21 protein-coding genes and 1 pseudogene are annotated in these 21754 nt (G+C 38.8%); 14 read left to right on the forward strand and 8 right to left on the reverse strand.

From position 1 onward, the window contains the following. The 5 genes from ACSQ7D_RS12440 to ACSQ7D_RS12460 form a co-directional block, all read right to left on the reverse strand. On the reverse strand, positions 1-330 hold a 330-nt coding region (locus ACSQ7D_RS12440), incomplete at its 3' end, for a transposase (RefSeq protein ID WP_437136260.1). A gap of 529 nt (positions 331-859) precedes the next feature. Next, the gene (gene miaA / locus ACSQ7D_RS12445) at positions 860-1777 is read right to left on the reverse strand and encodes a tRNA (adenosine(37)-N6)-dimethylallyltransferase MiaA (protein ID WP_437136428.1); all 918 of its coding nucleotides are present in this window, start codon (positions 1775-1777) and stop codon (positions 860-862) included. Next, positions 1767-2666 carry an ion transporter gene (locus ACSQ7D_RS12450; protein WP_437136429.1) on the reverse strand — a complete coding sequence of 300 codons (900 nt, stop codon included), beginning with the start codon at positions 2664-2666 and terminating at the stop codon, positions 1767-1769. The genes miaA and ACSQ7D_RS12450 overlap by 11 nt, the downstream gene beginning before the upstream one ends. A gap of 3 nt (positions 2667-2669) precedes the next feature. After that, positions 2670-3416 (reverse strand): alpha/beta hydrolase, encoded by a 747-nt coding sequence (locus tag ACSQ7D_RS12455; protein ID WP_009417951.1) that lies wholly within the window; start codon positions 3414-3416, stop codon positions 2670-2672. After that, positions 3406-4662, reverse strand: a complete 1257-nt coding sequence (locus ACSQ7D_RS12460) for a dihydroorotase (protein WP_437136430.1) — start codon at positions 4660-4662, stop codon at positions 3406-3408. The genes ACSQ7D_RS12455 and ACSQ7D_RS12460 overlap by 11 nt, the downstream gene beginning before the upstream one ends. A gap of 341 nt (positions 4663-5003) precedes the next feature. Between ACSQ7D_RS12460 and ACSQ7D_RS12465 the strand changes: the two genes are divergently transcribed. The 8 genes from ACSQ7D_RS12465 (at position 5004) to hemE (ending at position 12224) form a co-directional block, all read left to right on the forward strand. Then, the gene (locus ACSQ7D_RS12465; RefSeq protein WP_178976724.1) at positions 5004-5516 is read left to right on the forward strand and encodes an NUDIX hydrolase; all 513 of its coding nucleotides are present in this window, start codon (positions 5004-5006) and stop codon (positions 5514-5516) included. A 131-nt stretch (positions 5517-5647) separates the two neighbouring features. After that, the gene (locus ACSQ7D_RS12470) at positions 5648-7132 is read left to right on the forward strand and encodes a cellulose synthase family protein (RefSeq protein ID WP_437136431.1); all 1485 of its coding nucleotides are present in this window, start codon (positions 5648-5650) and stop codon (positions 7130-7132) included. A gap of 97 nt (positions 7133-7229) precedes the next feature. Next, complete coding sequence (locus ACSQ7D_RS12475; protein ID WP_264853975.1) at positions 7230-7586, forward strand: MmcQ/YjbR family DNA-binding protein; 357 nt, start codon at positions 7230-7232, stop codon at positions 7584-7586. A gap of 1 nt (position 7587) precedes the next feature. Continuing rightward, positions 7588-8007 carry a VOC family protein gene (locus tag ACSQ7D_RS12480; protein ID WP_437136432.1) on the forward strand — a complete coding sequence of 140 codons (420 nt, stop codon included), beginning with the start codon at positions 7588-7590 and terminating at the stop codon, positions 8005-8007. Between the two features lie 3 nt (positions 8008-8010). Next, the gene (locus ACSQ7D_RS12485; protein WP_437136433.1) at positions 8011-8952 is read left to right on the forward strand and encodes an NAD(P)H-dependent flavin oxidoreductase; all 942 of its coding nucleotides are present in this window, start codon (positions 8011-8013) and stop codon (positions 8950-8952) included. Positions 8953-9031: 79 nt separating this feature from the next. Continuing rightward, positions 9032-10123, forward strand: a complete 1092-nt coding sequence (gene ychF / locus ACSQ7D_RS12490; RefSeq protein ID WP_323977998.1) for a redox-regulated ATPase YchF — start codon at positions 9032-9034, stop codon at positions 10121-10123. Between the two features lie 251 nt (positions 10124-10374). Beyond that, a complete protein-coding gene (gene tpiA, locus ACSQ7D_RS12495; protein WP_002672864.1) occupies positions 10375-11124 on the forward strand; it encodes a triose-phosphate isomerase in 750 nt (249 codons plus the stop codon). A 74-nt stretch (positions 11125-11198) separates the two neighbouring features. Next, positions 11199-12224 carry a uroporphyrinogen decarboxylase gene (gene hemE / locus ACSQ7D_RS12500; protein WP_437136434.1) on the forward strand — a complete coding sequence of 342 codons (1026 nt, stop codon included), beginning with the start codon at positions 11199-11201 and terminating at the stop codon, positions 12222-12224. A 4-nt stretch (positions 12225-12228) separates the two neighbouring features. On the opposite strand, the gene ACSQ7D_RS12505 is transcribed toward hemE, so the two are convergent. Beyond that, complete coding sequence (locus tag ACSQ7D_RS12505; protein WP_437136435.1) at positions 12229-13257, reverse strand: threonine aldolase family protein; 1029 nt, start codon at positions 13255-13257, stop codon at positions 12229-12231. Between the two features lie 152 nt (positions 13258-13409). On the opposite strand from ACSQ7D_RS12505, the gene ACSQ7D_RS12510 reads away from it, so the two are divergent. Next, a complete protein-coding gene (locus ACSQ7D_RS12510; RefSeq protein ID WP_437136436.1) occupies positions 13410-13970 on the forward strand; it encodes a 30S ribosomal protein S16 in 561 nt (186 codons plus the stop codon). Positions 13971-13974: 4 nt separating this feature from the next. Beyond that, on the forward strand, positions 13975-14508 hold the full coding sequence (gene rimM / locus ACSQ7D_RS12515; RefSeq protein WP_034554348.1) for a ribosome maturation factor RimM: 534 nt from the start codon (positions 13975-13977) through the stop codon (positions 14506-14508). 78 nt (positions 14509-14586) lie between these two features. On the opposite strand, the gene ACSQ7D_RS12520 is transcribed toward rimM, so the two are convergent. Both ACSQ7D_RS12520 and panD read right to left on the reverse strand, forming a co-directional pair. After that, a complete protein-coding gene (locus ACSQ7D_RS12520) occupies positions 14587-15540 on the reverse strand; it encodes a lysylphosphatidylglycerol synthase transmembrane domain-containing protein (protein ID WP_437136437.1) in 954 nt (317 codons plus the stop codon). Then, on the reverse strand, positions 15537-15887 hold the full coding sequence (panD, locus tag ACSQ7D_RS12525) for an aspartate 1-decarboxylase (RefSeq protein WP_009410720.1): 351 nt from the start codon (positions 15885-15887) through the stop codon (positions 15537-15539). Before panD ends, ACSQ7D_RS12520 begins: the two co-directional genes overlap by 4 nt. 314 nt (positions 15888-16201) lie before the next feature. Here panD and ACSQ7D_RS12530 point away from each other — a divergent pair, with 314 nt between their 5' ends. The 4 genes and pseudogenes from ACSQ7D_RS12530 (at position 16202) to ACSQ7D_RS12545 (ending at position 21746) form a co-directional block, all read left to right on the forward strand. Then, positions 16202-17569, forward strand: coding sequence for a TlpA family protein disulfide reductase (locus ACSQ7D_RS12530; RefSeq protein ID WP_437136438.1), 1368 nt, complete (start codon positions 16202-16204; stop codon positions 17567-17569). 98 nt (positions 17570-17667) lie between these two features. Further along, positions 17668-18936, forward strand: a complete 1269-nt coding sequence (locus tag ACSQ7D_RS12535; protein ID WP_437136439.1) for a M16 family metallopeptidase — start codon at positions 17668-17670, stop codon at positions 18934-18936. A gap of 10 nt (positions 18937-18946) precedes the next feature. Then, positions 18947-20317 carry a M16 family metallopeptidase gene (locus ACSQ7D_RS12540; protein WP_437136440.1) on the forward strand — a complete coding sequence of 457 codons (1371 nt, stop codon included), beginning with the start codon at positions 18947-18949 and terminating at the stop codon, positions 20315-20317. Between the two features lie 333 nt (positions 20318-20650). Beyond that, positions 20651-21746, forward strand: a pseudogene (locus ACSQ7D_RS12545) (ISAs1 family transposase). Positions 21747-21754: the final 8 nt, after the last annotated feature.

The following is a 21754-nucleotide window of genomic DNA, read 5'->3' on the forward strand; positions in this document are numbered from 1 at the left end:
CATTCCTGTTTCCTGACCAAGAATTTGAAAATAAGTCTTATAAACTTTATTCTCTAAAGTCGTTTCAGCAAAAGCCTCTTTAAGGGCTTTTAACTCCTTTTTAAGAGCTTGAAGCTCCCCGATTTCATCAATTGTTTCCACGCGTACTATTTTATTTAATAAGTGATCTTTGCCATACTTTTTGAGCCATTTTTGAATCGTTGTACTTCCTCCAATGCCGTACTTGCGTCGGCAGTTTTCAATACTCAATCCGTTTCTCTCAATCTCTTCTACGATACTCAACTTAAAGCAATCACTGTACCGAACTGTTTCTTTCCTCCCTTTTGTCATATCTTTTTATGGTTTTTAGTGTAAACCTATTTCAGGATATGACACCGCCTTCCCTTCGTTCATTCTTCGTTCTTTCTTCGTTCATCGTTCGTCTTTTGTTCGTCTTTTGTTCGTCTTTTGTTCGTCCTTCCTTCGTTCATTGTTCGTCTTTCCTATAAGCTCTCCATATCTACATTATTTCATTCTCCCGCCTCCATTTGCTAATTCTCAAATTTGCTAATTTGCTAATTACACCTGCCTATGTGGCTCGCTTCGTCTTTTGTTTCTCTTAGGCTTGATTCGGTTTCGCTCTATTTTCGAATAAGTTTTGTCTTTCAGACCGATAGCCTTTATCAATTTCTCTTTAAGGCTTGTCCCCCTTCGGGGGTTCGGGGGCTTCTCACTAGTCTTTTCTCTATCTGCCCGTCGTGCTACGACTGCCTGTGTGGCTCGCACCTGCCTGTCGCGCTAAGACCTCGCACCTGTCTGTCGTGCTACGACCTCGCACTGTCATTAATTTGGTATTATTGGCATTTCTGGCATTGTGGTATTACTCCGGTATTATTGGCATTGTGGTTTTCTGAAGAACTTCCTCCACCGTTGTCCTGTAATCAAACCAATGTATAGAACTATCTTTGTGAAACCACGTAAATTGTCGTTTAGCAAATCGACGAGTGTTCTTCTTAATTTCCTCTATCGCAAAGCCAAACGAGGTCTTCCCTTCAAAAAAAGCAAATAACTCCTTGTAGCCTACTGTCTGCAAAGCATTGAGTTCCTTGTGCCGAAACATATCTTGTGCTTCTATAAGCAACCCATCTCCAAGCATTTGCTCCACTCGCTCATCAATGCGATTGTAAAGTACCTCTCGCTCTGCCGTAAGTCCTACTTGTATGCTCTCAAAGTCTCTCACCGTTTCTTTTTTGTTTAAAAAAGACGAATAAGGCTTCCCTGCCACCATACACACTTCTAAGGCGCGTATCATTCGTTGTGGATTATTTGTGTCTATTTTCTCGTATTGCACAGGATCTAAAGTTTTTAGCTTTTGTTGCAAAAAAACAATGCCTTCTGTTTTATACTGTGCATTCAGCTCTTTTCTTATCTGTTCATCGGTTTCAGGAAAATCATCTAACCCTCTGAGCACTGCATTAGCATAAAGCCCACTTCCTCCTACCATTACTACCACATCGTGAGTTCTAAAAAGTGTGTTGAGCAAGCTAATAGCATCGCGCTCAAAATCGCCTACCGAATAAGGCTCAAAAATAGATTTATGCTGAATGAAATGGTGCTTTGCCTGAGCCAATTCATCAGTCGAAGGAACAGCTGTGCCTATTGAAAGCTCCTTAAAAAACTGTCGTGAGTCGCAAGAAATGATTTCAGTACCGAAGTGTTGTGCTAAGGCTATAGCCATTCGCGTTTTTCCAATAGCAGTAGGTCCTACCACACTCAAAAGTGTTTTTTTATGCTTCATCGTGATTGCTCTTTTGGAGTATTAACTCACTACCACATTGGCTACAATATTTAGCCCCCTGCAAATGTTTGTCAAAAGAACATTGTTTGCAAACTAATTTTCCAGCAACCTCATTCTCTTTGTGTTGCTTTTTGTTCTCCTCAAAAGATTGTTTCTTTTTCATATGGGTATATTCAGCAGTAACAATACCCGTAGGTACCGCAATAACACCATAACCCAATATCATTACAAACGAAGCTATCAGCTGTCCCAATGTAGTTTGCGGAGCTATATCTCCATAGCCTACGGTAGTCATTGTTACAATACACCAGTAAACACCGCGTGGGATACTGCTAAACCCGTTCTGGTGTCCTTCCACTACATACATTACTGACCCTAAGAGTATACAAATCACCGATATAAAATAAATGAAGATAAGAATTTTGTCTCGGCTAGTGCGCAAAGCCATTTTCAGCTCCTCCCCTTGCTTCATAAAACTCGCTAAATCCAAGATACGGAAAATACGCAATAAACGCAAAGCCCTCACTACTAATATTGCCTTTGCACCAGGAGCGAAGAACGATATGTACATCGGCAAAATAGCAATGAGGTCTATAATGCCATACATACTAAAAATATATTTATAAGGCTTTTTATTGGTAATAATACGCAAGATGTATTCAAGTGAGAAGAAAACGGTTATCACCCACTCCATAAACACTAACAAACCGTGCAAATGGTAGTCAACACCCTTTACGGTTTCAAGCATTACCATTATCACACTGATAGTAATGAGCGACAACAGCACAAGGTCAAATAGTTTACCTAAGCGTGTATTCGTCCCATAGATAATAATATAAGCCTTTTGCTTGAATATATTATATTCTGATTTAAGTGTTGCTTTGTCCATAAATCAATATTTACTAAGCCATTCACGGAATGAATAAAAGTTTTGTGGTGATACACCGTGCCCTATCGGAAACTCTTCATAAGTGCATTTAGCCCCTATCGATTTTAAAAACTCAGGAGTTTTCCTGTCCCATTCCACAGGTATTACTTGGTCACTGGTGCCGTGCGATACGTAAAAGTGCGTAGCCGAATGGTTCTCTTTCTTATATCCGTCTTTCAAGATATCCTCATTTAAGTAACCACTCAGTGCTATTACTCTGCGTATTTTCTTAGGATAAGATATCGCAATAGCCATACTCAATATACTCCCCTGACTGAATCCTAAGAGGTTTATGTTTCTCGTATCCAAATCATATACTTTACAAGCCTCATCAATACATTTCATTATTAATTCACGCGATTCAATAGCCTGCTCATTATCGCTCCAATAAGCTTGGTCTTCATCAAAGTTAATCATATACCACGCATAACCAAATGAGGTTAAATTATAAGGCGCACGCAATGATATAATCGTGTATTCTTTGGGTAATTCATCGGCAAAGGAGAAAAGGTCTTCCTCATTGCTCCCATAACCGTGCAACATAAATATTACAGGCGAACGTTTAGTCCTTACCTGTGGTTCGCGAATTACGTATTCTAAAGGTAGTTTTTTATGTGTTTCCATTGTTTTTTTCTTTGTTTTAAAGTAACAGTTTGTAAATAATAAAATCAAGCTCCCTATAACAAAGGTAAGACATTTCTTAAACTCCATCGTTCAATATTGCTTGTCTGTGAGCAATAATCCCCAATACTTTTCCTTTCATCGTCGCTCCTATAAAAGCACTATTCTTTGAAGCTGATAATATCATCTCTTTTGTAAAAACAGTCTCTCCTTCGGGAGTAAAGATAGTAACATCAGCTTCTGTATTTTCAGCTATGGGTGCAGTAGGTATCCCGAAACGTTTCCGCGCCGAGGTAAGCAGTGTTACCGCTTTTTCAACAGTTGTATACTGACTCAGCACACCCCACACATTCTCCAGCCCAATAGTCCCAAACGAGGCAAGGTCAAATTCTTTAAATTTGAGTTCTATGTCCAACGGATTATGGTCAGAGGTAACAAAGTCTATCGCTCCTCTTTGTAAGGCGTCTCTTAGTTCCTTTACATTTTCAGTATCGCGCAAAGGGGGCAACACCTTGTAATTGGTATCAAACCCTTCTAAAACCTCGTCAGTAAACTGAATATTATGGATAGCTACGCTACAAGTTACGTCCAATCCTTTGTTTTTTGCCTCCTCAATAAGCGCTACCGATTTTGCTGTGGATATAGTAGGAATATGTAACTTCCCCCCTGCGTATTCTAATATAGCCAAATCACGCGCTACACACAGTTCTTCAGCCAAAGCAGGAATACCTTTTAGTCCTAATCGGGTGCCTTCTATATGCTCATTCACCACACCTTTACCCATAATTTTAGCATCGTTAGGAAAAGAAATAACAATACCACCGAAAGGCTGTGTATATTGCAAGGCTATTTTCAGCAGGTTGCTATTGTGTATGGGCTTCTTATAATCGCCAAAAGCCACAGCCCCTCCATTTTGCATATCGTAAAGCTCGGCAAGAAATTCCCCCTTGCTCTCTACCGTTAGTGCCCCAATAGGGTGAGCGGTAGTAGCAAAATGCTTCGTTTTTTCTTTGATATACATTACAGCTTGCTTGTTGTCGGCTACCGGGTGAGTAAGCGGATTGACGAGCACGTGTGTAAAACCACTTCTCTGTGCCGTAAGCATTCCATTCTCTAAGGTCTCCCGCTCTTCAAAGCCTGGTTCGCCAAAGCAAACACTGCTATCCGTCCAACCTTGTGATATATAAGTGTTTTCCAGTACCTTATCTACCCCTTCGACAGCAATATGATTGGATATCTGCTTAATAACCCCATCTGAAATTAAAATATCTTTTACAGCACCGTGATAGGCACTCTCTTCATCAATAATCTTTGCCGACTTGAGTAATATATCCATAGAATTACGCTTTTAATTTCTCTGCAAAGGTACAACTAAAAAAACAATTAAAAACTATTTTTACAAATTATTTTTTTCAGATAACAAAATTTAGTACATTTGTCGCCTAATAAAAAAAGACAACAAGTACAAAAAGTTATTTTTATAAGTGAATCCCTATAAGATGTAGAAAATTTTTCTACAAAATACCTTTTACACAGTGATACCGCACGTATAGCTATCGTCCAAGATTCGTCCAAGATTCGTATAAGGTTTGTCCAAGATAGGTATACAGAATATTTTTCTAACCTTAAAAATCTGTTATCTCAACACTCACCTAATTAAAAAAACACCCAAAAACTATGGAAAGTATATTTAAACATTGCCCGAATTGTACTTCTACAAACATCGAATTTCCCAATAACGTGCGCTTTTTCTGCCACGATTGCGGTTTTACCTATTTCCACAATATTGCCGCTGCGGTAGCAGTTGTGTTCAAGCATAAAGATAAAATACTATTTACAGTCCGTAATATGAACCCCGACAAAGGAAAACTCGACCTCCCAGGCGGTTTTATCGACCCCAACGAAACGGCTCAAGAAGCAGCTTGTCGCGAAGTAAAGGAAGAAATGGGACTCATCATCAAACCTGAGCAACTGCGCTTCATCACCACCTACCCCAATAATTATCTGTACAAAAATGTACCCTACCGCACTATGGATATCTTTTTTGAATGCGAGCTCAAAGCCGAAGAGGTACATATTGTAGCCCCCGATGAAATAAAAGAACTCCGGTGGATAGCTCTTAAAGATATTCGAGAAGAAGAAATTGGTTTTATATCAGTGCGTACAGTCATAAAACAACTTCAAAGCTAATTATTGATATACAGTTTATTAGTTTATAAAAAAGAGAGATTTCCTAAAAAATAAATTCTTTTTTGCTTGGTGTTTTCAAAAAAACACGTACATTTGCAAAATCTAAAAGAAAGAACATAAAACAATAATTTATGGCAACAATTATCAATTACGCGATTATTATTATCTATTGTGCAGCATTAGTAGGCATTTTCTTATATAGCCTCTCAATGCTTAGTTTACTACTAAACTATCTCAAACATCGCAAACAAAACGACGAGGCTCCTAAGTTCAACTTGCTTGACCCTAAGGAGATTCCGTACGTAACCATCCAGCTACCACTTTACAACGAGAAGTATGTAGTACGTCGTTTGCTCGAAAATATCGCAAAATTGGAGTACCCTCGTACCAAACTCGAAATTCAAGTGCTCGATGACTCTACCGACGAATCAGTAGCTGAAACGGCTGAAATCATTAAAGAACTACAAGCTACAGGCTTGGATATTAAGCACATTCGTCGTACCAATCGCGAAGGCTTTAAGGCTGGTGCTCTTAAAGAAGGCTTAGCTATTGCCAAAGGTGATTTTGTTGCCATCTTTGATGCCGACTTTATGCCTCAACCCGATTGGCTCAAACGTACAGTAGTATACTTCAAAGACCCTGAAATAGGCGTAGTACAAACTCGCTGGGGGCACATCAACCGCAATTATTCTATCCTTACTAAAATACAAGCTCTCGCTCTTGATGTCCATTTCACTCTTGAACAAGTAGGGCGTAATTCTAAAGGATATTTCATTAACTTCAACGGTACAGCAGGTATTTGGCGTAAAGCGTGCATTTACGATGCGGGTAACTGGGAAGGCGACACCCTTACCGAAGACCTCGACCTTAGCTATCGTGCTCAATTAAAGAATTGGAAATTCAAATATTTGGAAGATGTAGAAACACCTGCCGAGCTTCCAGTAGTTATTTCAGCAGCACGCTCTCAACAGTTCCGTTGGAACAAAGGAGGAGCTGAGAACTTCCGTAAAACAGTAAGCCGTGTATTAGCAGCTAAAAACATAGGTTGGAAAACCAAATTTCACGGGGTAATGCACCTCCTCAATAGCTCTATGTTCTTATGGGTATTTGTGGTATCAGTCCTTAGTATCCCTATGTTGTACATCAAAAACCAATACGGACATTTAGCGTGGATATTCCACATTACTAGTTTCTTTATCATTAGTACTGTTATCTTGTTTATTTGCTATTGGTTTACTTATAAGAACCTGCAAGGAAAGACCTTCGACGACTTTTTAAACTACATCAAACTGTTTGTAACGTTCTTCTCAGTAGCCTTAGGTTTCTCTTTCCATAACACTGTTGCAGTACTCGAAGGACACACAGGCAAACGCAGTGAGTTTGTGCGTACTCCTAAATTCAACATTAACGCACTCTCCGATAGCTGGAAAAACAACAAATACATCAATACCAAACTATCGCCTAATATGATAGTAGAATTCTTACTAATGTTGTATTTCCTCTTTGGATTGTACAGTGCCGTTCGTCTTAACGACTTTGGTATGTTCCCATTCCACTGTATGCTTACCTTAGGTTTTGGATTTGTATTCTTCAAATCACTTACCTCAAAAGCTTAATTAATTAGTATTTTTGTAAATTAACAAATGAATGTATAAAATAAAGGGTTGTCTTGAATAATAGGCAACCCTTTTATCTTACCTCTTACCTAAAACAATGAACTTAGAAACTTTTAGAGACTTTTGTTTGTCCTTACCACATACCACTGAAGATATGCCTTTTGGCGAGGACATATTGGCTTTTCGCATTTGTGGAAGGATATTTGTGCTTACGAATTTAGAAAGCGTCCCTTTGAGGGCAAGTCTCAAATGCAACCCTGAGCGCGCTTTGGAGCTTCGCGAGCAATACCCTGAAAAGATTATAGCAGGCTATCACTTAAACAAAAAACTTTGGAATACAGTTTTAGTAGAGAGCCTTCCTCCCACTCTTATTGAAGAAATGGTACAACATTCTTACGAAGAAGTACTCGCCAAAGTACCTAAAAAAGAGAAAGAACTTTTAACAAATCAATAGTATGAGACAAAAATTTACTTTGATTACTTTGGGCGTTCGCGATTTTCAGAAAGCCCTTAGCTTCTACGAAGGCTTAGGTTGGCAAAAATCAGATAAAAGTATGGACGACTATGCTCTTTTCCCTTTGGGAGGCATCGTATTGGGGCTTTACCCCTTAGAAGAACTTTCAGAAGATACTACTTTGCCTTATGAGCCGAGTTCGTTTGCAGGAATAACTATCAGCTACAATGCTACCTCAGAAGCGGAAGTAGACGCTGTATTAGCCAAAGTTAGCAAACTAGGGGCTACCATATTGAAACCTGCTCAAAAAGTATTTTGGGGTGGCTATAGCGGTTACTTTAAAGATTTAGACGGTTATGTGTTTGAAGTCGCTTATAATCCTTTTTGGGAGTTCGATGAGAATAAAAACCTTAAATTGTAGACAATGAAAACACGTATTACAGAACTTTTTAATATTCAATACCCTATTATTCAGGGAGGAATGATATGGGCAAGCGGTTGGCGATTGGCTTCAGCAGTGAGCAATGCAGGCGGTTTGGGACTATTGGGCGCAGGCTCTATGCACCCCGAAACTCTTGCAGAACACATACGTAAGTGTAAAGCAGCTACTGATAAACCTTTTGGGGTAAATATTCCTATTATGTACCCCGAAATGGACAAAGCTATTGAAGTAATTTTACGCGAAGGGGTAAAGATTGTATTTACTTCGGCAGGAAATCCTGCTACCTATACGTCTTTATTGCAAAAAGAAGGCATAAAAGTAGCTCACGTAGTAAGCAGTAGTAAGTTTGCCCTTAAAGCCCAAGTTGCCGGTGTAGATGCTGTGGTAGCTGAGGGCTTTGAAGCGGGCGGTCACAACGGACGTGAAGAGACTAGCACAATGGTACTCATTCCTGCTGTACGCAAAGTGTTAGATATTCCACTCATTGCCGCAGGGGGAATTGCTACAGGTAGCGGAATGCTTGCTGCTCTTGCCTTAGGTGCCGAAGGGGTACAGATAGGCAGTAGGTTCGTAGCTACTACCGAAGCTTCTGTACACCCTAATTTTAAAGAAAGAGTAGTAGCAGCCCAAGAAGGTGATACAGAACTTACGTTAAAGGAATTAGCTCCTGTACGTTTGCTTAAAAACGGCTTCTATAAGGAGGTAAAAGAGCTCTACAACACTCAGCAAGCTACTGTCGAAAACCTTAAAGCCTTAGTAGGTAATCGCCGTACCAAACAAGGAATGTTTGAAGGAGACGTAGAACAAGGCGAGTTGGAAATAGGACAAGTAGCGAGTCTCATTACCCAGGTGCAAAGCGTAAAAGAGGTTATTGATGAGATGGTGATGGAATACAGGAGAAGTATTAAGAAATTACCTTATTGATAAAATAGTATTATTAGAATATTTGTCATTATTGTTATTTACCGTACTTTTGCACCCTAAAATTATACAATAAATATATATGAAAGCAGGAATTGTAGGACTGCCCAATGTGGGGAAGTCTACTTTATTTAATTGTTTATCAAATGCTAAAGCACAGAGTGCTAACTTCCCTTTTTGTACTATAGAACCCAACTTGGGTGTTGTAAACGTACCTGACCCCCGTTTAGAGAAACTCGAAAGCCTTGTAAAACCTGAGCGTGTAATGCCTGCAACGGTAGAGATTGTAGACATAGCTGGACTGGTGAAAGGCGCCAGTAAAGGCGAAGGTTTGGGTAACCAATTTTTGGGAAATATACGTGAGTGTAATGCGATTATTCACGTATTGCGTTGTTTTGAGAATGACAACATTGTTCACGTTGATGGAAGTGTAGACCCTATACGCGATAAAGAAACTATTGATATAGAATTGCAGTTAAAAGACCTTGAAACGGTTGAAAAACGCTTGGAGAAAGTAACGCGTGCAGCGAAAGCAGGCGATAAGAAAGCGGCGAAAGAAATGGACTTGCTCAACCGTGTAAAGGAGGCTTTGCTCACGGGTGTTTCGGCTCGTGCCGTGCAAATAAGCGATGAAGAAAAAGAATTGCTGGACAGTTTCCAACTGCTCACTACCAAACCTGTGCTATATGTGTGCAATGTAGATGAAAAATCGGCTAAAAACGGAAACGCTTATGTGGAACAAGTGAAAGATGCCGTAAAAGGTGAAGATGCCGAAGTGATTGTATTGGCAGTAGCCACTGAAGCTGACATCACCGAATTGGAAAGTTACGAAGAACGCCAAATGTTCTTGGAGGATATAGGTTTAGAAGAACCTGGAGCCTCTAAACTCATTCGTGCAGCCTATCACCTACTGAACCTACAAACTTATTTCACCGCAGGGGTAAAAGAAGTGCGTGCGTGGACGATTCATCAAGGAGACACTGCCCCTCAAGCCGCAGGGGTAATTCACACCGATTTTGAGAAAGGATTTATTCGTGCCGAGGTAATCGCTTATAATGATTTTATTACTTATGGCAGTGAGGCTAAAGTAAAAGAAGCTGGTAAAATGCGGGTGGAAGGTAAAGAATATATCGTGAAAGACGGCGATATTATGCACTTCCGTTTTAACGTATAAAAAAGCCGGTAAGCAGATTCCCATCGCTTACCGACAAAAATAATTCTAAATTAAATAATCTTTATGGTTCAAACTTTGTGCTTGAAAAGCAATCGCTTTTAAAAGACGAGGCAAAGATATGGCAATATTCTATTAGAAACAATATAAATTAGCTAATTAGGTAATTCGTTAGTAGTGTTCATCAGTAATTTTGCTAATTGGTAAATTATTTATATCTTTGCCGAGAAGTTAGAAAATAAAAAGTTCATTATATGAGAAAAAAAATTGTAGCAGGGAACTGGAAAATGAACAACGACCTTAACAAGTCGTTAGCACTTATTTCCGACCTATTGAAAAAAGTACCTCAAACAAATGCTGAGGTAATGATTGCCCCTACCTTTGTAAACCTTATTCCAGCTGTAGAAGCAGTAAAAGGTAGCCACATCGAAGTAATTGCGCAAAATATGCACTTTGCTGAAAACGGTGCTTACACGGGAGAGATTTCGGCTGAAATGTTAGGCAGTATTGGGGTAAAAACTACTATTTTAGGACACTCTGAGCGCCGTGCTTACTTTAACGAAACTGATGAGAGTTTAGCTAAAAAAGTGAACACAGCCCTTAAACACAATATGCGTGTAGTGTTCTGTATTGGTGAAGAGTTAGCTGACCGCAAAGCTAATAAGCACTTTGATGTGGTAGGTAGCCAAATCAAAAACGGTTTGTTTCACTTGCCTGCTGAGGCTTGGCAACATATTGTATTGGCTTACGAACCTGTATGGGCTATTGGTACAGGCGAAACCGCTACTCCTGACCAAGCACAAGAAATTCACCACTTTATTCGTAAAACTATTGCTGACAAATACGGCAAAGAGGTTGCTGATAAAGTATCTATCTTGTATGGAGGTAGTGTAAAACCGGATAATGCAAAAGAAATCTTTGCAAAAGAAGATGTAGATGGCGGACTCATAGGTGGGGCTGCCCTTAAAGCTGATGATTTTGTTACTATTATCAAAAGCATTTAAAAGTTATTATTCCTTTTATAACGACTGTCCAATGAACTTTGTTCTTGGGCAGTCTTCTTTATGTAAATTAAAATATGATACAAAACGACTTATTCTTGAGAGTACTCAGCGGTGAGGTTACTGAACGACCGCCTGTGTGGATGATGCGTCAAGCAGGACGCTATTTGCCCGAATTTAGAGCTTTACGCGATAAATACGACTTCTTTACGCGCTGTCAGACACCGGAGCTGGCTGCGGAAATCACCGTACAACCGGTAGATATAGTAGGGGTAGATGCTGCGATATTGTTTTCGGACATATTGGTAGTGCCTCAGGCTATGAATATAGAAGTAGAGATGAAAAAAGGCGTGGGACCGTGGTTGCCAAAGCCTATCCGTACGGCTAAAGATGTGGAACAAGTGATGGTGCCTAATATTGAAGAGCGTTTGGGCTACGTAATGGAGGCGGTAAAGCTCACTAAGCAAATGCTGAACAATCGTGTGCCCTTAATTGGCTTTGCGGGTTCGCCTTGGACGATTTTCTGTTATGCGGTGGAAGGCTCAGGTTCACGTGATTTTTCGACGGCTAAGGAGCTTTGCTTTACGCAACCTTCGGTAGCACACACCTTATTGCAAAAGATTACTGACACAACGATTCTTTACCTAAAAGAAAAAGTAAAAGCAGGGGTAGATGCCGTACAGCTTTTTGATAGCTGGGGAGGAGTGTTAGCTCCTGACGACTATCGCACATTCTCGTGGCAATACCTCAACCAAATAGTAGAAGCTCTTGCTCCTTTTACCAAAGTGATTGTCTTCGCGAAAGGCTGTTGGTATGCTTTACCTGAAATGGCAACTTCTAACGTAGCTGCTTTGGGCGTAGACTGGACGTGCGCCCCTGAAATAGCGCGCGAACTTACAAGAGGTAAAAAAGTTTTACAAGGTAACTTCGACCCCTCACGACTTTTAGCACCTCCTGCCGAAATTAAACAGAAGGTGAAAGAGATGATAGATGCTTTTGGAAAAGACCATTATATTGCTAACTTAGGGCACGGTATCTTACCTAATGTGCCCGTAGAAAACGCTATTGCTTTTGTAGAGGCAGTAAAATCCTATCGCTTATAAAAAGCTATAGTTTTTTAATAACGTAAATGAGAGTATCCACATTTTCTGGTTTAGTAGCCCAAGAAGTGATAAGACGTATGGCAGTATGGGTTTCATCGACTTTCTTCCATATATAAAAATCAAATTGCTTTTGGAGAAGAGCTACTTGCTCATTAGTGAGAATAGGGAACACCTGATTAGTAGGAGTATGCGACAAGAAGTGTACTCCTTTTTCTATAAAAGCGTCTTGAATACGTTTAGCTTGATCATTTGCGTGAAGGGCTAATTCATTAAATAAATTATTTTGGAAAAGCTCCAAGAACTGTATGCCTAGAAACCTTCCTTTGGCAAGTAAAGCCCCTTTTTGTTTTATATGGTACTCAAAGCCTAATTGAAGTTCAGGATTGTTTAAAACAATTGCTTCTCCCATTATTGCTCCATTTTTAGTAGCTCCTATATAGAAAGCATCGGTATAACGAGCTAAATCTTCCCAAGTAATATCATTGCCAGAAGCATTGAGAGCGTGAGCTAAACGCGCTCCATCGATATAGAGTAAGAGGTTCAGTTCTTGACACAGGTGGTACAAATCTTTTAATTCTTGAAGCGTATAGATAGAGCCTAATTCGGTGGCATTGGAAATGTATACTAATCGGGGCACTACTTGATGAGGAAAATTGGTGTAACAAGTAGCTACTTCACGAATATCATCAAGTTGTATTTTGCCATCTATTGCAGGAGTTATGTGTATTTTATGTCCGGTAGCTTCGATAGCACCTGTTTCGCTATCGCAAATATGAGAGGTTTCGCAGGTAATAACGCTTTCATAAGGACGTAACATTGCTCCTAATGCTAAGAGATTGGCTTGTGTACCTCCGCTTACGAAATATATTTTACTTTGAGGATTATTTAGTTTTTCGGCAATAAGAGCTTTTGCTTTATTAGTATAAGTATCGCAACCATATCCTTGTTGTTGTTCGAGGTTGCTTTCTAACATTCGGTTTAAAATAGAAGGGTGAGCCCCTTCGGAATAGTCGTTTTTAAATGATATTTTCATAGTTTGTTCAAAGGTAATAGAGTGCTGCTATTACGAATTCAGAATGCAAAAGTAAAACTTTTTTATGTAAGAACGTTGTGAATATGAAAAATTTTATTACTTTTGCGCCCGAATTAATAACGAGGTCGTGAACCTCACTAATTAAATTTTTTATGCCAGTAAAAATTAGATTACAACGTCACGGAAAAAAAGGCAAGCCTTTCTATTGGATTGTAGCTGCTAATTCACGTGCAAAAAGAGATGGTAAATTCCTTGAAAAGTTAGGAACTTACAATCCTGTTAGCAATCCTGCTCAGATTGAAATAGATGTAGATGCAGCTGTAAAATGGTTGAAAAACGGAGCACAACCTAGTGACACAGCACGTCGTATTCTTTCTTACAAAGGGGTATTGCTTAAATACCACTTGCTTGGTGGAGTTGCCAAAGGAGCTTTGACCGAAGAACAAGCAGAGGCTAAGTTCAATGCTTGGGTAGAAGAGAAAGCTAACAAAGTATCTACAAAAGAGCAAAAATTAGCTAAAGAGAAAGCAGAAGCAAAAGCAAAGGCTTTGAACGCTGAAAAAGAAGCTAATGAGAAACGCAAGAACGCTGCTGTAGCTAAAGCTACCGAAGCAACAGCTAAAGCAACCGAAGAGGTTACAGAAGCTACGGAAGCTACGGAAGCTACCGAAGCTGAAGCTCCTGCTGAAGAAAATAACGAAACTGAGGCATAACCCTATGACTTTAAAAGATTGTTTTTATATAGGAACAATTGTGTCAAAGTTTAGTTTTAAGGGCGAGGTGCTAATTAAGTTAGATTCCGACGACCCTGAAATGTATGAAGAAATGGAATCAGTATTTATTGCCTTAGGCAATAATCTGGTTCCTTTTTTTATTGAAAAGAGCACTTTACACAAGTCGGATTTATTGCGCGTGAAGTTTGAAGAGATAGAAACTGAGGCTGATGCAGAAGCTCTATTGAAACACAAAGTATATTTACCTCTTGCGGTATTGCCTAAACTATCGGGGAATAAGTTTTATTACCACGAAGTGATAGGGTTTCAGGTGGAAGATGTGCACTACGGAGTAGTAGGGAAAATAGTTGGAATAAACGACAGTACTTCTCAAGCGTTATTTGAAATTGAGAATGAGAACGGAAATGAGATACTTATTCCTATGGCTGATGAGTTTATTGAGAAGATAGATAGAGCCCACAAGAAAATTATTGTAAAAACTCCAGAAGGACTTATTGATTTGTATTTAGAAAATTAAGTACAAGCATAAAATATAAACAAGGTTATCAAAAGCTGTTTTGATAACCTTGTTTTTTTACCTTAATAAGAAAAAAATCTACGGATTATGCTTCTTCAACAAGGGAAGAAAGAAGAATGAAAAGCTACCCAATAAGAGCGTCATAGCAAATTGTGATGTCCATACAATCCAACCAAAGGCTGTACCCACAGGAGTAGCTACTCCAAACAAAAATAGTACTTCGGCAATAAAAAAGGGATAAGAACCAAAGCCTGCATTGGTGAAGGTCATTGCAAAACTACCCACTACAAAGGCTGTAAGCACATTGGGCAAACTGATATGTGCGGTTTCGGGTAGGGCAAAAAATGGAATATAGAACATCAAAAAGTACATTGCCCAAATAAAAAGAGTATGAAAAAGAAATAGTGTTCTATGTTTTATTTTTACGACTGATAGGATTCCTTCCTTTATTCCGTTTAAAAAGACTTTTACCTTGATAAAAAAAGGTTTATCGGAAGTGTAAATGAAATACAAAAAAACAATAAACGAAAAACCTCCTATACCCATCAACCACATTAGTTTTTGAAAAGGGATTTTGGAGAGAAGAAAGTTGCTTATAACCTCGAATTGGAGAATGAAAGCGAGCATAGTGAATAGGAAAAGTAAAAGCAGGTCGATAATTCGTTCGGAGATGATAGTGCCTAATGATTTCTCGAAAGGGACTCCGTCGTAATTGCTTACTACTAAGGCACGAGAGACCTCGCCTGAACGCGGTATGGTTACATTCACCAAATAACCAATGAACACAGCCATTGCTCTATGTAAAAAAGCAGTGCGATAACCCAAAGGTTTTAGCAACAAATGCCAACGTATAGCCCGAGAAAGATCGCTTAAAAATCCTAAAAAAACAGCCAAAATGATATAGAAGTAATCGGCGTTTAGAAATGTGTGTTTTATTTGGACAAATTGCTCTTCATTAAATTGGCGATAAGCATACCAACACAAGAAAACGCCTACAAATATCGGGAGGGCTATCTTTAAGAACTTTTTCATTCGATTAGGTTAGTTGTTTCATCAGGGAAGATAATAGAAGGCTTAAACGTTTTAGCTTCTTCAAAATCCATTAAAGCGTACGATATGATGATGATGATATCACCTTTTTGTACTTTACGAGCAGCAGGACCATTCAGTACAATAGCACCTGATTTTCTTTTTCCTTTAATAATATAAGTTTCGAAGCGTTCGCCATTATTAACATCTACAATCGACACCTTTTCTCCCTCAATCATTTGAGCTGCTTCCAACAAATCTTCGTCAATGGTAATGCTTCCGATATAATCTAAATCGGCACCTGTAACCTTAACGCGGTGAATTTTAGATTTTAATACTTCTATTTGCATATTTGTATTGTTTGAAAAACGGCGCAAATGTACGTTAAAAAATTGAAACAGTTGTAAGAAAGAAAAAATTTATGCTTACCTCTACCCTACCCTTAACTTATACGAACCTTGGACGATTGTTACACAAAAAGTATATATAAGTTTAATATTCAATATTTTAAAGAATAGTAATTTTATATAAATGAGGTTGCCATATTCTTAGTTTTTAGTTAGAAAGATTTATTTTGCATAAATTACAATAGAAAAAAAATAGAAAGAAAGTGCTTGTTTACTAAAAAATATTCTTATCTTTGCCACCTAATTATATTTTACAAATGATGATGAAAAAACTATTTATTTTGTCGTTAGCCGTAATAGGCTTTGTAGCTTGTAGTAAACGAGCTGATTATATAGTGCTTTCAGGAAAAGTAGAAGGCACTAACGGGATTCCTTTGGAGCTGAAGATAATAGGTGGTGAAGTAGACCAGCCATTGCATATCAAACCCGATGGTACTTTTCAAGACACGCTTCGCGTACCTTCTAATTACTATACTATTTTCAATCCTCAGGGAATAGAAATTCCGTTGTATTTAGAGCAAGGTGACGAACTTGGGGTTAATATCGACCTCACTAAGATGCCTTTAGAAATAAAGTTCTCGGGCAAAGATACGCTTGCAAATGCTTATTTGCACAAGAAAGCTGACCTTACAATGGAAATTCAGAAAAGTGGTGGTATGCAACAACTTTTAGTTAAAGCACCTGCAGAATTTAAAACAGCTGTAAATGAGTATAGCAAAAAGTATACTGACCTTTTGAAAAACACTAAGAAACTTTCTAAAGACTTTGTCAAAAAAGAGGAAAAGGCTATTAACTACGAAATGCTTTACCTAAAATCTATTTACAAAAATGCGCACCAAAAACTCACTCAAGAAGAGGTAGCACTTCCTAAAGAGTTTGCTGATGAGCTCGCTAAGATAGATTATGATATCGCTGAAGATTATAATACCTACAGAGCTTACAAAGAATTAGTTACTAATAAACTATTCGATAAGTTTCAAGATAACGAAAACGGCGAAGACCCTTGGAGTAAACTCATCGCTCACGTAAAAACTCTGAAATCGCAAAACATTAAAGCGGACCTTACTCGTTATTTTATCAGTGGAGTTTCAGTAGCTAACACTCCTGAAGAAAATGCTGAACTCATCAAAAGTATCAAAGAAAACGTGAAAGACACTGCTGCCTTAAAAGAGTTAGACAGACGTATAGCGGTACTTGAAAGGCTAAAACCTGGTACAGATTTTCCTCCTTTTACAGCTGAAGATTTGAATGGCAAACCAGTATCTTATGAAAGTCTTAAAGACAAATTACTTTACATCGACGTTTGGGCAACTTGGTGTAAACCTTGTATAAAAGAAATACCAAGTATGAAAGCTTTGCAAGAAGCATACAAAGGCAAACCCGTTACTTTTGTAAGTATTTCAGTAGACCAAGACAAAGAGGCTTGGAAAGCTGCCGTACAACGTGAGAAGCTAAGTGGTATCCAACTATATACTAACCTAAGTATGAACCGCGATTTCATAGATAACTACGACCTAAGCGGTATCCCTCGTTTTATGTTAGTAAAGAATGGTAAAATCATTAGCATTAGTGCACCTAAACCATCAGATGCTAAGGTAAAAGAACTTATCAACGCGAATTTATAACAAATACTTTTTTCATATTGAACAACTTTGCTAAAGCCATACAGACTTTAGCAAAGTTTTTTTGCTAATTATCTCATTGACAAATCGACTAATTAACTATGGCTCAATCTCTCATTTTTGAAGAATACGACCTCTCTAATGGACTACACGTGATTCTTCACCGAGATAACTCAGCTCCTGTGGTTACCATAGGAGTAATGTATCACGTAGGCGCCAAAGACGAAGACCCTACCCGCACTGGCTTCGCCCACTTCTTTGAGCATCTCCTTTTTGAAGGCACTCAGCATATAGCACGTGGCAAATGGTTTGATATTGTATCGGCAAATGGTGGACATAACAATGCTTTTACTACGCAGGACAAAACTTATTATTATGAAGTCTTCCCGTCTAACAATTTGCAATTAGGCTTGTGGATGGAATCCGAACGTATGTTGCACCCTGTTATTAATGAGATTGGAGTAAGGTCTCAAAATTCAGTGGTAAAAGAAGAGAAAAACCAACGTATAGACAATACACCTTACGGCAGAATAATGTACCGCTCGGCTATCAATCCGTACCTTTTTAAAAAACACCCTTATTCGGGAACAGTAATTGGAAAAGTGGAACATTTAGACGCTGCGAGCTTAGAGGAGTTTATCGCATTTAAGAAGAAGTTCTACAACCCTAACAACGCTGTACTGGTGGTGGCAGGCGATTTCGATACAGTACCGACCAAAGAATGGATAGAACAATACTTTGCGACCATTCCTAATACGGGTGATGCTATACAACGCAACAAAATAGAAGAAGCTCCTATCACTAAAACTATTGAGGTAACCGAATACGATCCTAATATACAAATCCCACTAAAACTATACGCCTATCGGACTCCTGCAATGACGGACAAAGATTCGTTTACTATCGACTTGCTTTCTAACATTCTCACTGACGGAAAGAGCGCTCGCCTCTACAAAAAGATGATAGACGAGCATCAAACAGCTTTGCAGGTATTGGCTTTTTCGGACGCTCAAGAAGATTATGGCGTTTATATAATGGGAGCACTCCCTATGGACGGTGTGAGTTTGGAAACTTTGGCACAAGAAATGGACGAAGAAATTACAAGACTACAAACCGAACTCATCAGTGAGCGAGAATATGAAAAGTTACAAAACCAGATAGAGGCTAACTTTGTGTCTCAAAATAGCCATATGGAAGGAATTGCCCTCTCTTTGGCAGACAACTATACTTTCTACAAAGACACTAACCTTATTAACAAGGCTATAGACCACTACCGCGCTATTACCCGAGAGGATATCAGAGAGGCAGCACGCAAGTATTTGGACAAAAGTCAACGTTTAGACCTCAATTATTTACCTTCAAATCTATAAGTAAACAAAAATGACACATATAGACCGCTCTATACAACCCACCCCAGGAGCTGCTCCTATCATTAATTTAGGGACACCTGTTACTCATACCCTCCCGAACGGACTCACTCTCCTTATCGTGGAGAACCATAAACTTCCTCAAGTGGGAATTCGCCTTTCGTTAGACGAATGTCCGGAATTAGAAAAAGAAAAGAAAGGAATTTCTGACCTTATTTCGCTAATGGCGGGCAATGGCTCTACCTCTATCAGTAAAGACGATTTTAATGAGGAAATAGACTATCTCGCAGCGACTCTCTCTATCGCTTCTAATGGCGTTTATGCCCAAGTACTCTCTAAGTATTTCCCGCGTGTGTTGGCTCTCATTGCCGATGCTGCCCTGCACCCTAACTTCACGGGAGAAGATATGGAAAAAGAAAAAGCGCGCATTATCCAAAGTATTCGTGCCAATGAGAGTAATGCCGAAGTGATTATGAAGCGCGTACAACAAACCTTACGGTACAGCACGGCTCACCCTTACGGCGAATACATAACCGAAGCTCACATCGCTGCCCTCACCTTAGACGATGTAACTAACTATTACCGCAAACGTTTTGTACCTAACAACGCCTATTTGGTTGTTACAGGTGATGTAAACCCCGAAGAGGTAATTACTTTGGTAAACGAATATTTTGCTGATTGGCAACCTTTTTCAGAAGAAGCTCCTGCCTTATATATCCCTGAGAATGTAAGTGAAACACAAATTAACTTTATAGACTTACCCAGTGCGGTACAATCGGAAATAAGGGTTACGAACCTCATCGACCTAAAAATGTCGCACCCTGATTACTTCCCTCTATTGGTAGCCAACAGTATTTTAGGTGGAGATTTTGGTAGTTATATCAATATGAATTTGCGGGAAGAACACGGCTATACTTATGGTGCTTTTTCTACTTTCAAAACAGATAAATGGACAAAAGGCAATTTCAGCATCAAGACCAAAGTAGGGAATGCCGTAACAGCTCCTGCCATTGTTGAGATACTCAAAGAAGTGAAGCGCATACAAACTAGTGTAGTGAGTGAAGAAAAGTTGGCACAAGCCAAAGCACAATACTTGGGTCAGTTTGTACTGGCTACCGAGCGTCCGCAGACGATTGCCAATTACGCTATCAATATAAAAGTGTGTAACTTACCCGAAGATTTTTACAAGAACTATATTGCGAACATCAATGCAGTAACCAAAGAAGACGTACAGCGAGTTGCTAATAGTTATTTTCTATTAGAAAACTTCAGAATCATCATTGTAGGCAAAGGCAGTGAGATAGCGAGAGAGCTTGAAAATATTAGCTTTGACGGGAAAAAAATCTCTGTGAAGTATTTTGATAAGTATGGGGAAGCAATTTAGTGAAAAATGAAGAGTTAAAGGTGTGAGCCACACAGGCAGGTGCGAGCCGCACGGGCAGTCGTAGCACGACAGACAGATGAACAAAATATCCTCTCCCCAACCCTCTCCCAAGGAGAGGGAGTGTAGTAACGGAAAAGTGGGACGAAGGAATGACGAACAAAAGACGGTGCGAGCCACACAGGCAGTCGTAGCACGACAGGCGGATAGTGAAAAGACAAAGGTAACCTCCCCCTACCCCCTCAAAGAGCAGGGCTGTTACAAAGTTTTGTAAGTTATTTTAAATTACTATTTTTGCATTCCAATAAAATGTAAAAGTCTATGACACTGATAGAAATGTTATCTAGTATAGAGGATACTAGAAAAAGACGCGGTATCCGCCATAAAATGCCTAACTTCCTGATTATGTGCCTAACAGCAATAATGTCAGGTTATACTGGTTATCGAGAAATAGGCCGTTTCCTCAAAGAAAACCAATGGGAGTTTAAAAAGTATCTAACTTTCTGTAAAGTACCTACATATGGCTCTATTAGAAGGATATTTATGGAAATTGATTTTGATGATTTTGCCCAAAAATTCAATCAGTGGACTGCCCAATTTTTACCAATGTGTCAAGGTGAAACACTTGCTGTTGATGGAAAGGCTATTGCAGGAACTATTAAAGACACTCAAAATAACTATCAGAATTTTGTTTCATTGATAAGTGTTTTTGCTTCACAAAGAGGCATTGTATTAGCTTGTGATAAATTAGAGAACAAAAAAGAATCTGAAATTTATACCGTTCAAAGACTCTTACAAGCCTTAGACATTCAAGGTGAAATAATCACTTTAGATGCCTTACATTGTCAAAAAAACTCTTGAAACTATTATAAAGTCAAAAAATGACTACATAGTACAAGTAAAAGGTAATCAAAAAAAGCTTTTTGAGCAAATAAAAGCAAATGTTGCTACAAAAAAGTATTTAATGCACACTTACCAAGAGTGTTCTTTGCTAAGAGGTCGTGATGAATTGCGTATTACCAAAGTTTATAAAAATTTAGAGGGTATTTCTCCTGAATGGTTTGGTATAAAGCGAATTATAGAAACAACACGTTATGTCAAAACAAAGAAAGGTCAGACAATAGAGATAGTTTACCATATTAGCAGTGTAGCTAAGAATAAGGCTGATTTCTTTGCTAATCACATACGTTCTCATTGGGGTATAGAAAATCGTTTGCACTGGGTGAAAGATGTACAAATGAAAGAGGACAAGAGTAAGACTAAATCAGGTAATGCTCCTGAGAATCTTTCAATAATGAGAAATATATCAATTAACCTATTTCGTCTTAATGGAAAAGACTCTATCAAGTCAGCTATGGAATGGAGTATCATTAATTTCAAAGAACTTATGAATTTAATATATTATAAATCAAACATTTGTAACTCTATGTAACAGCCCTG

The sequence above is a fragment of the Capnocytophaga sp. G1920 genome (assembly GCF_051417515.1).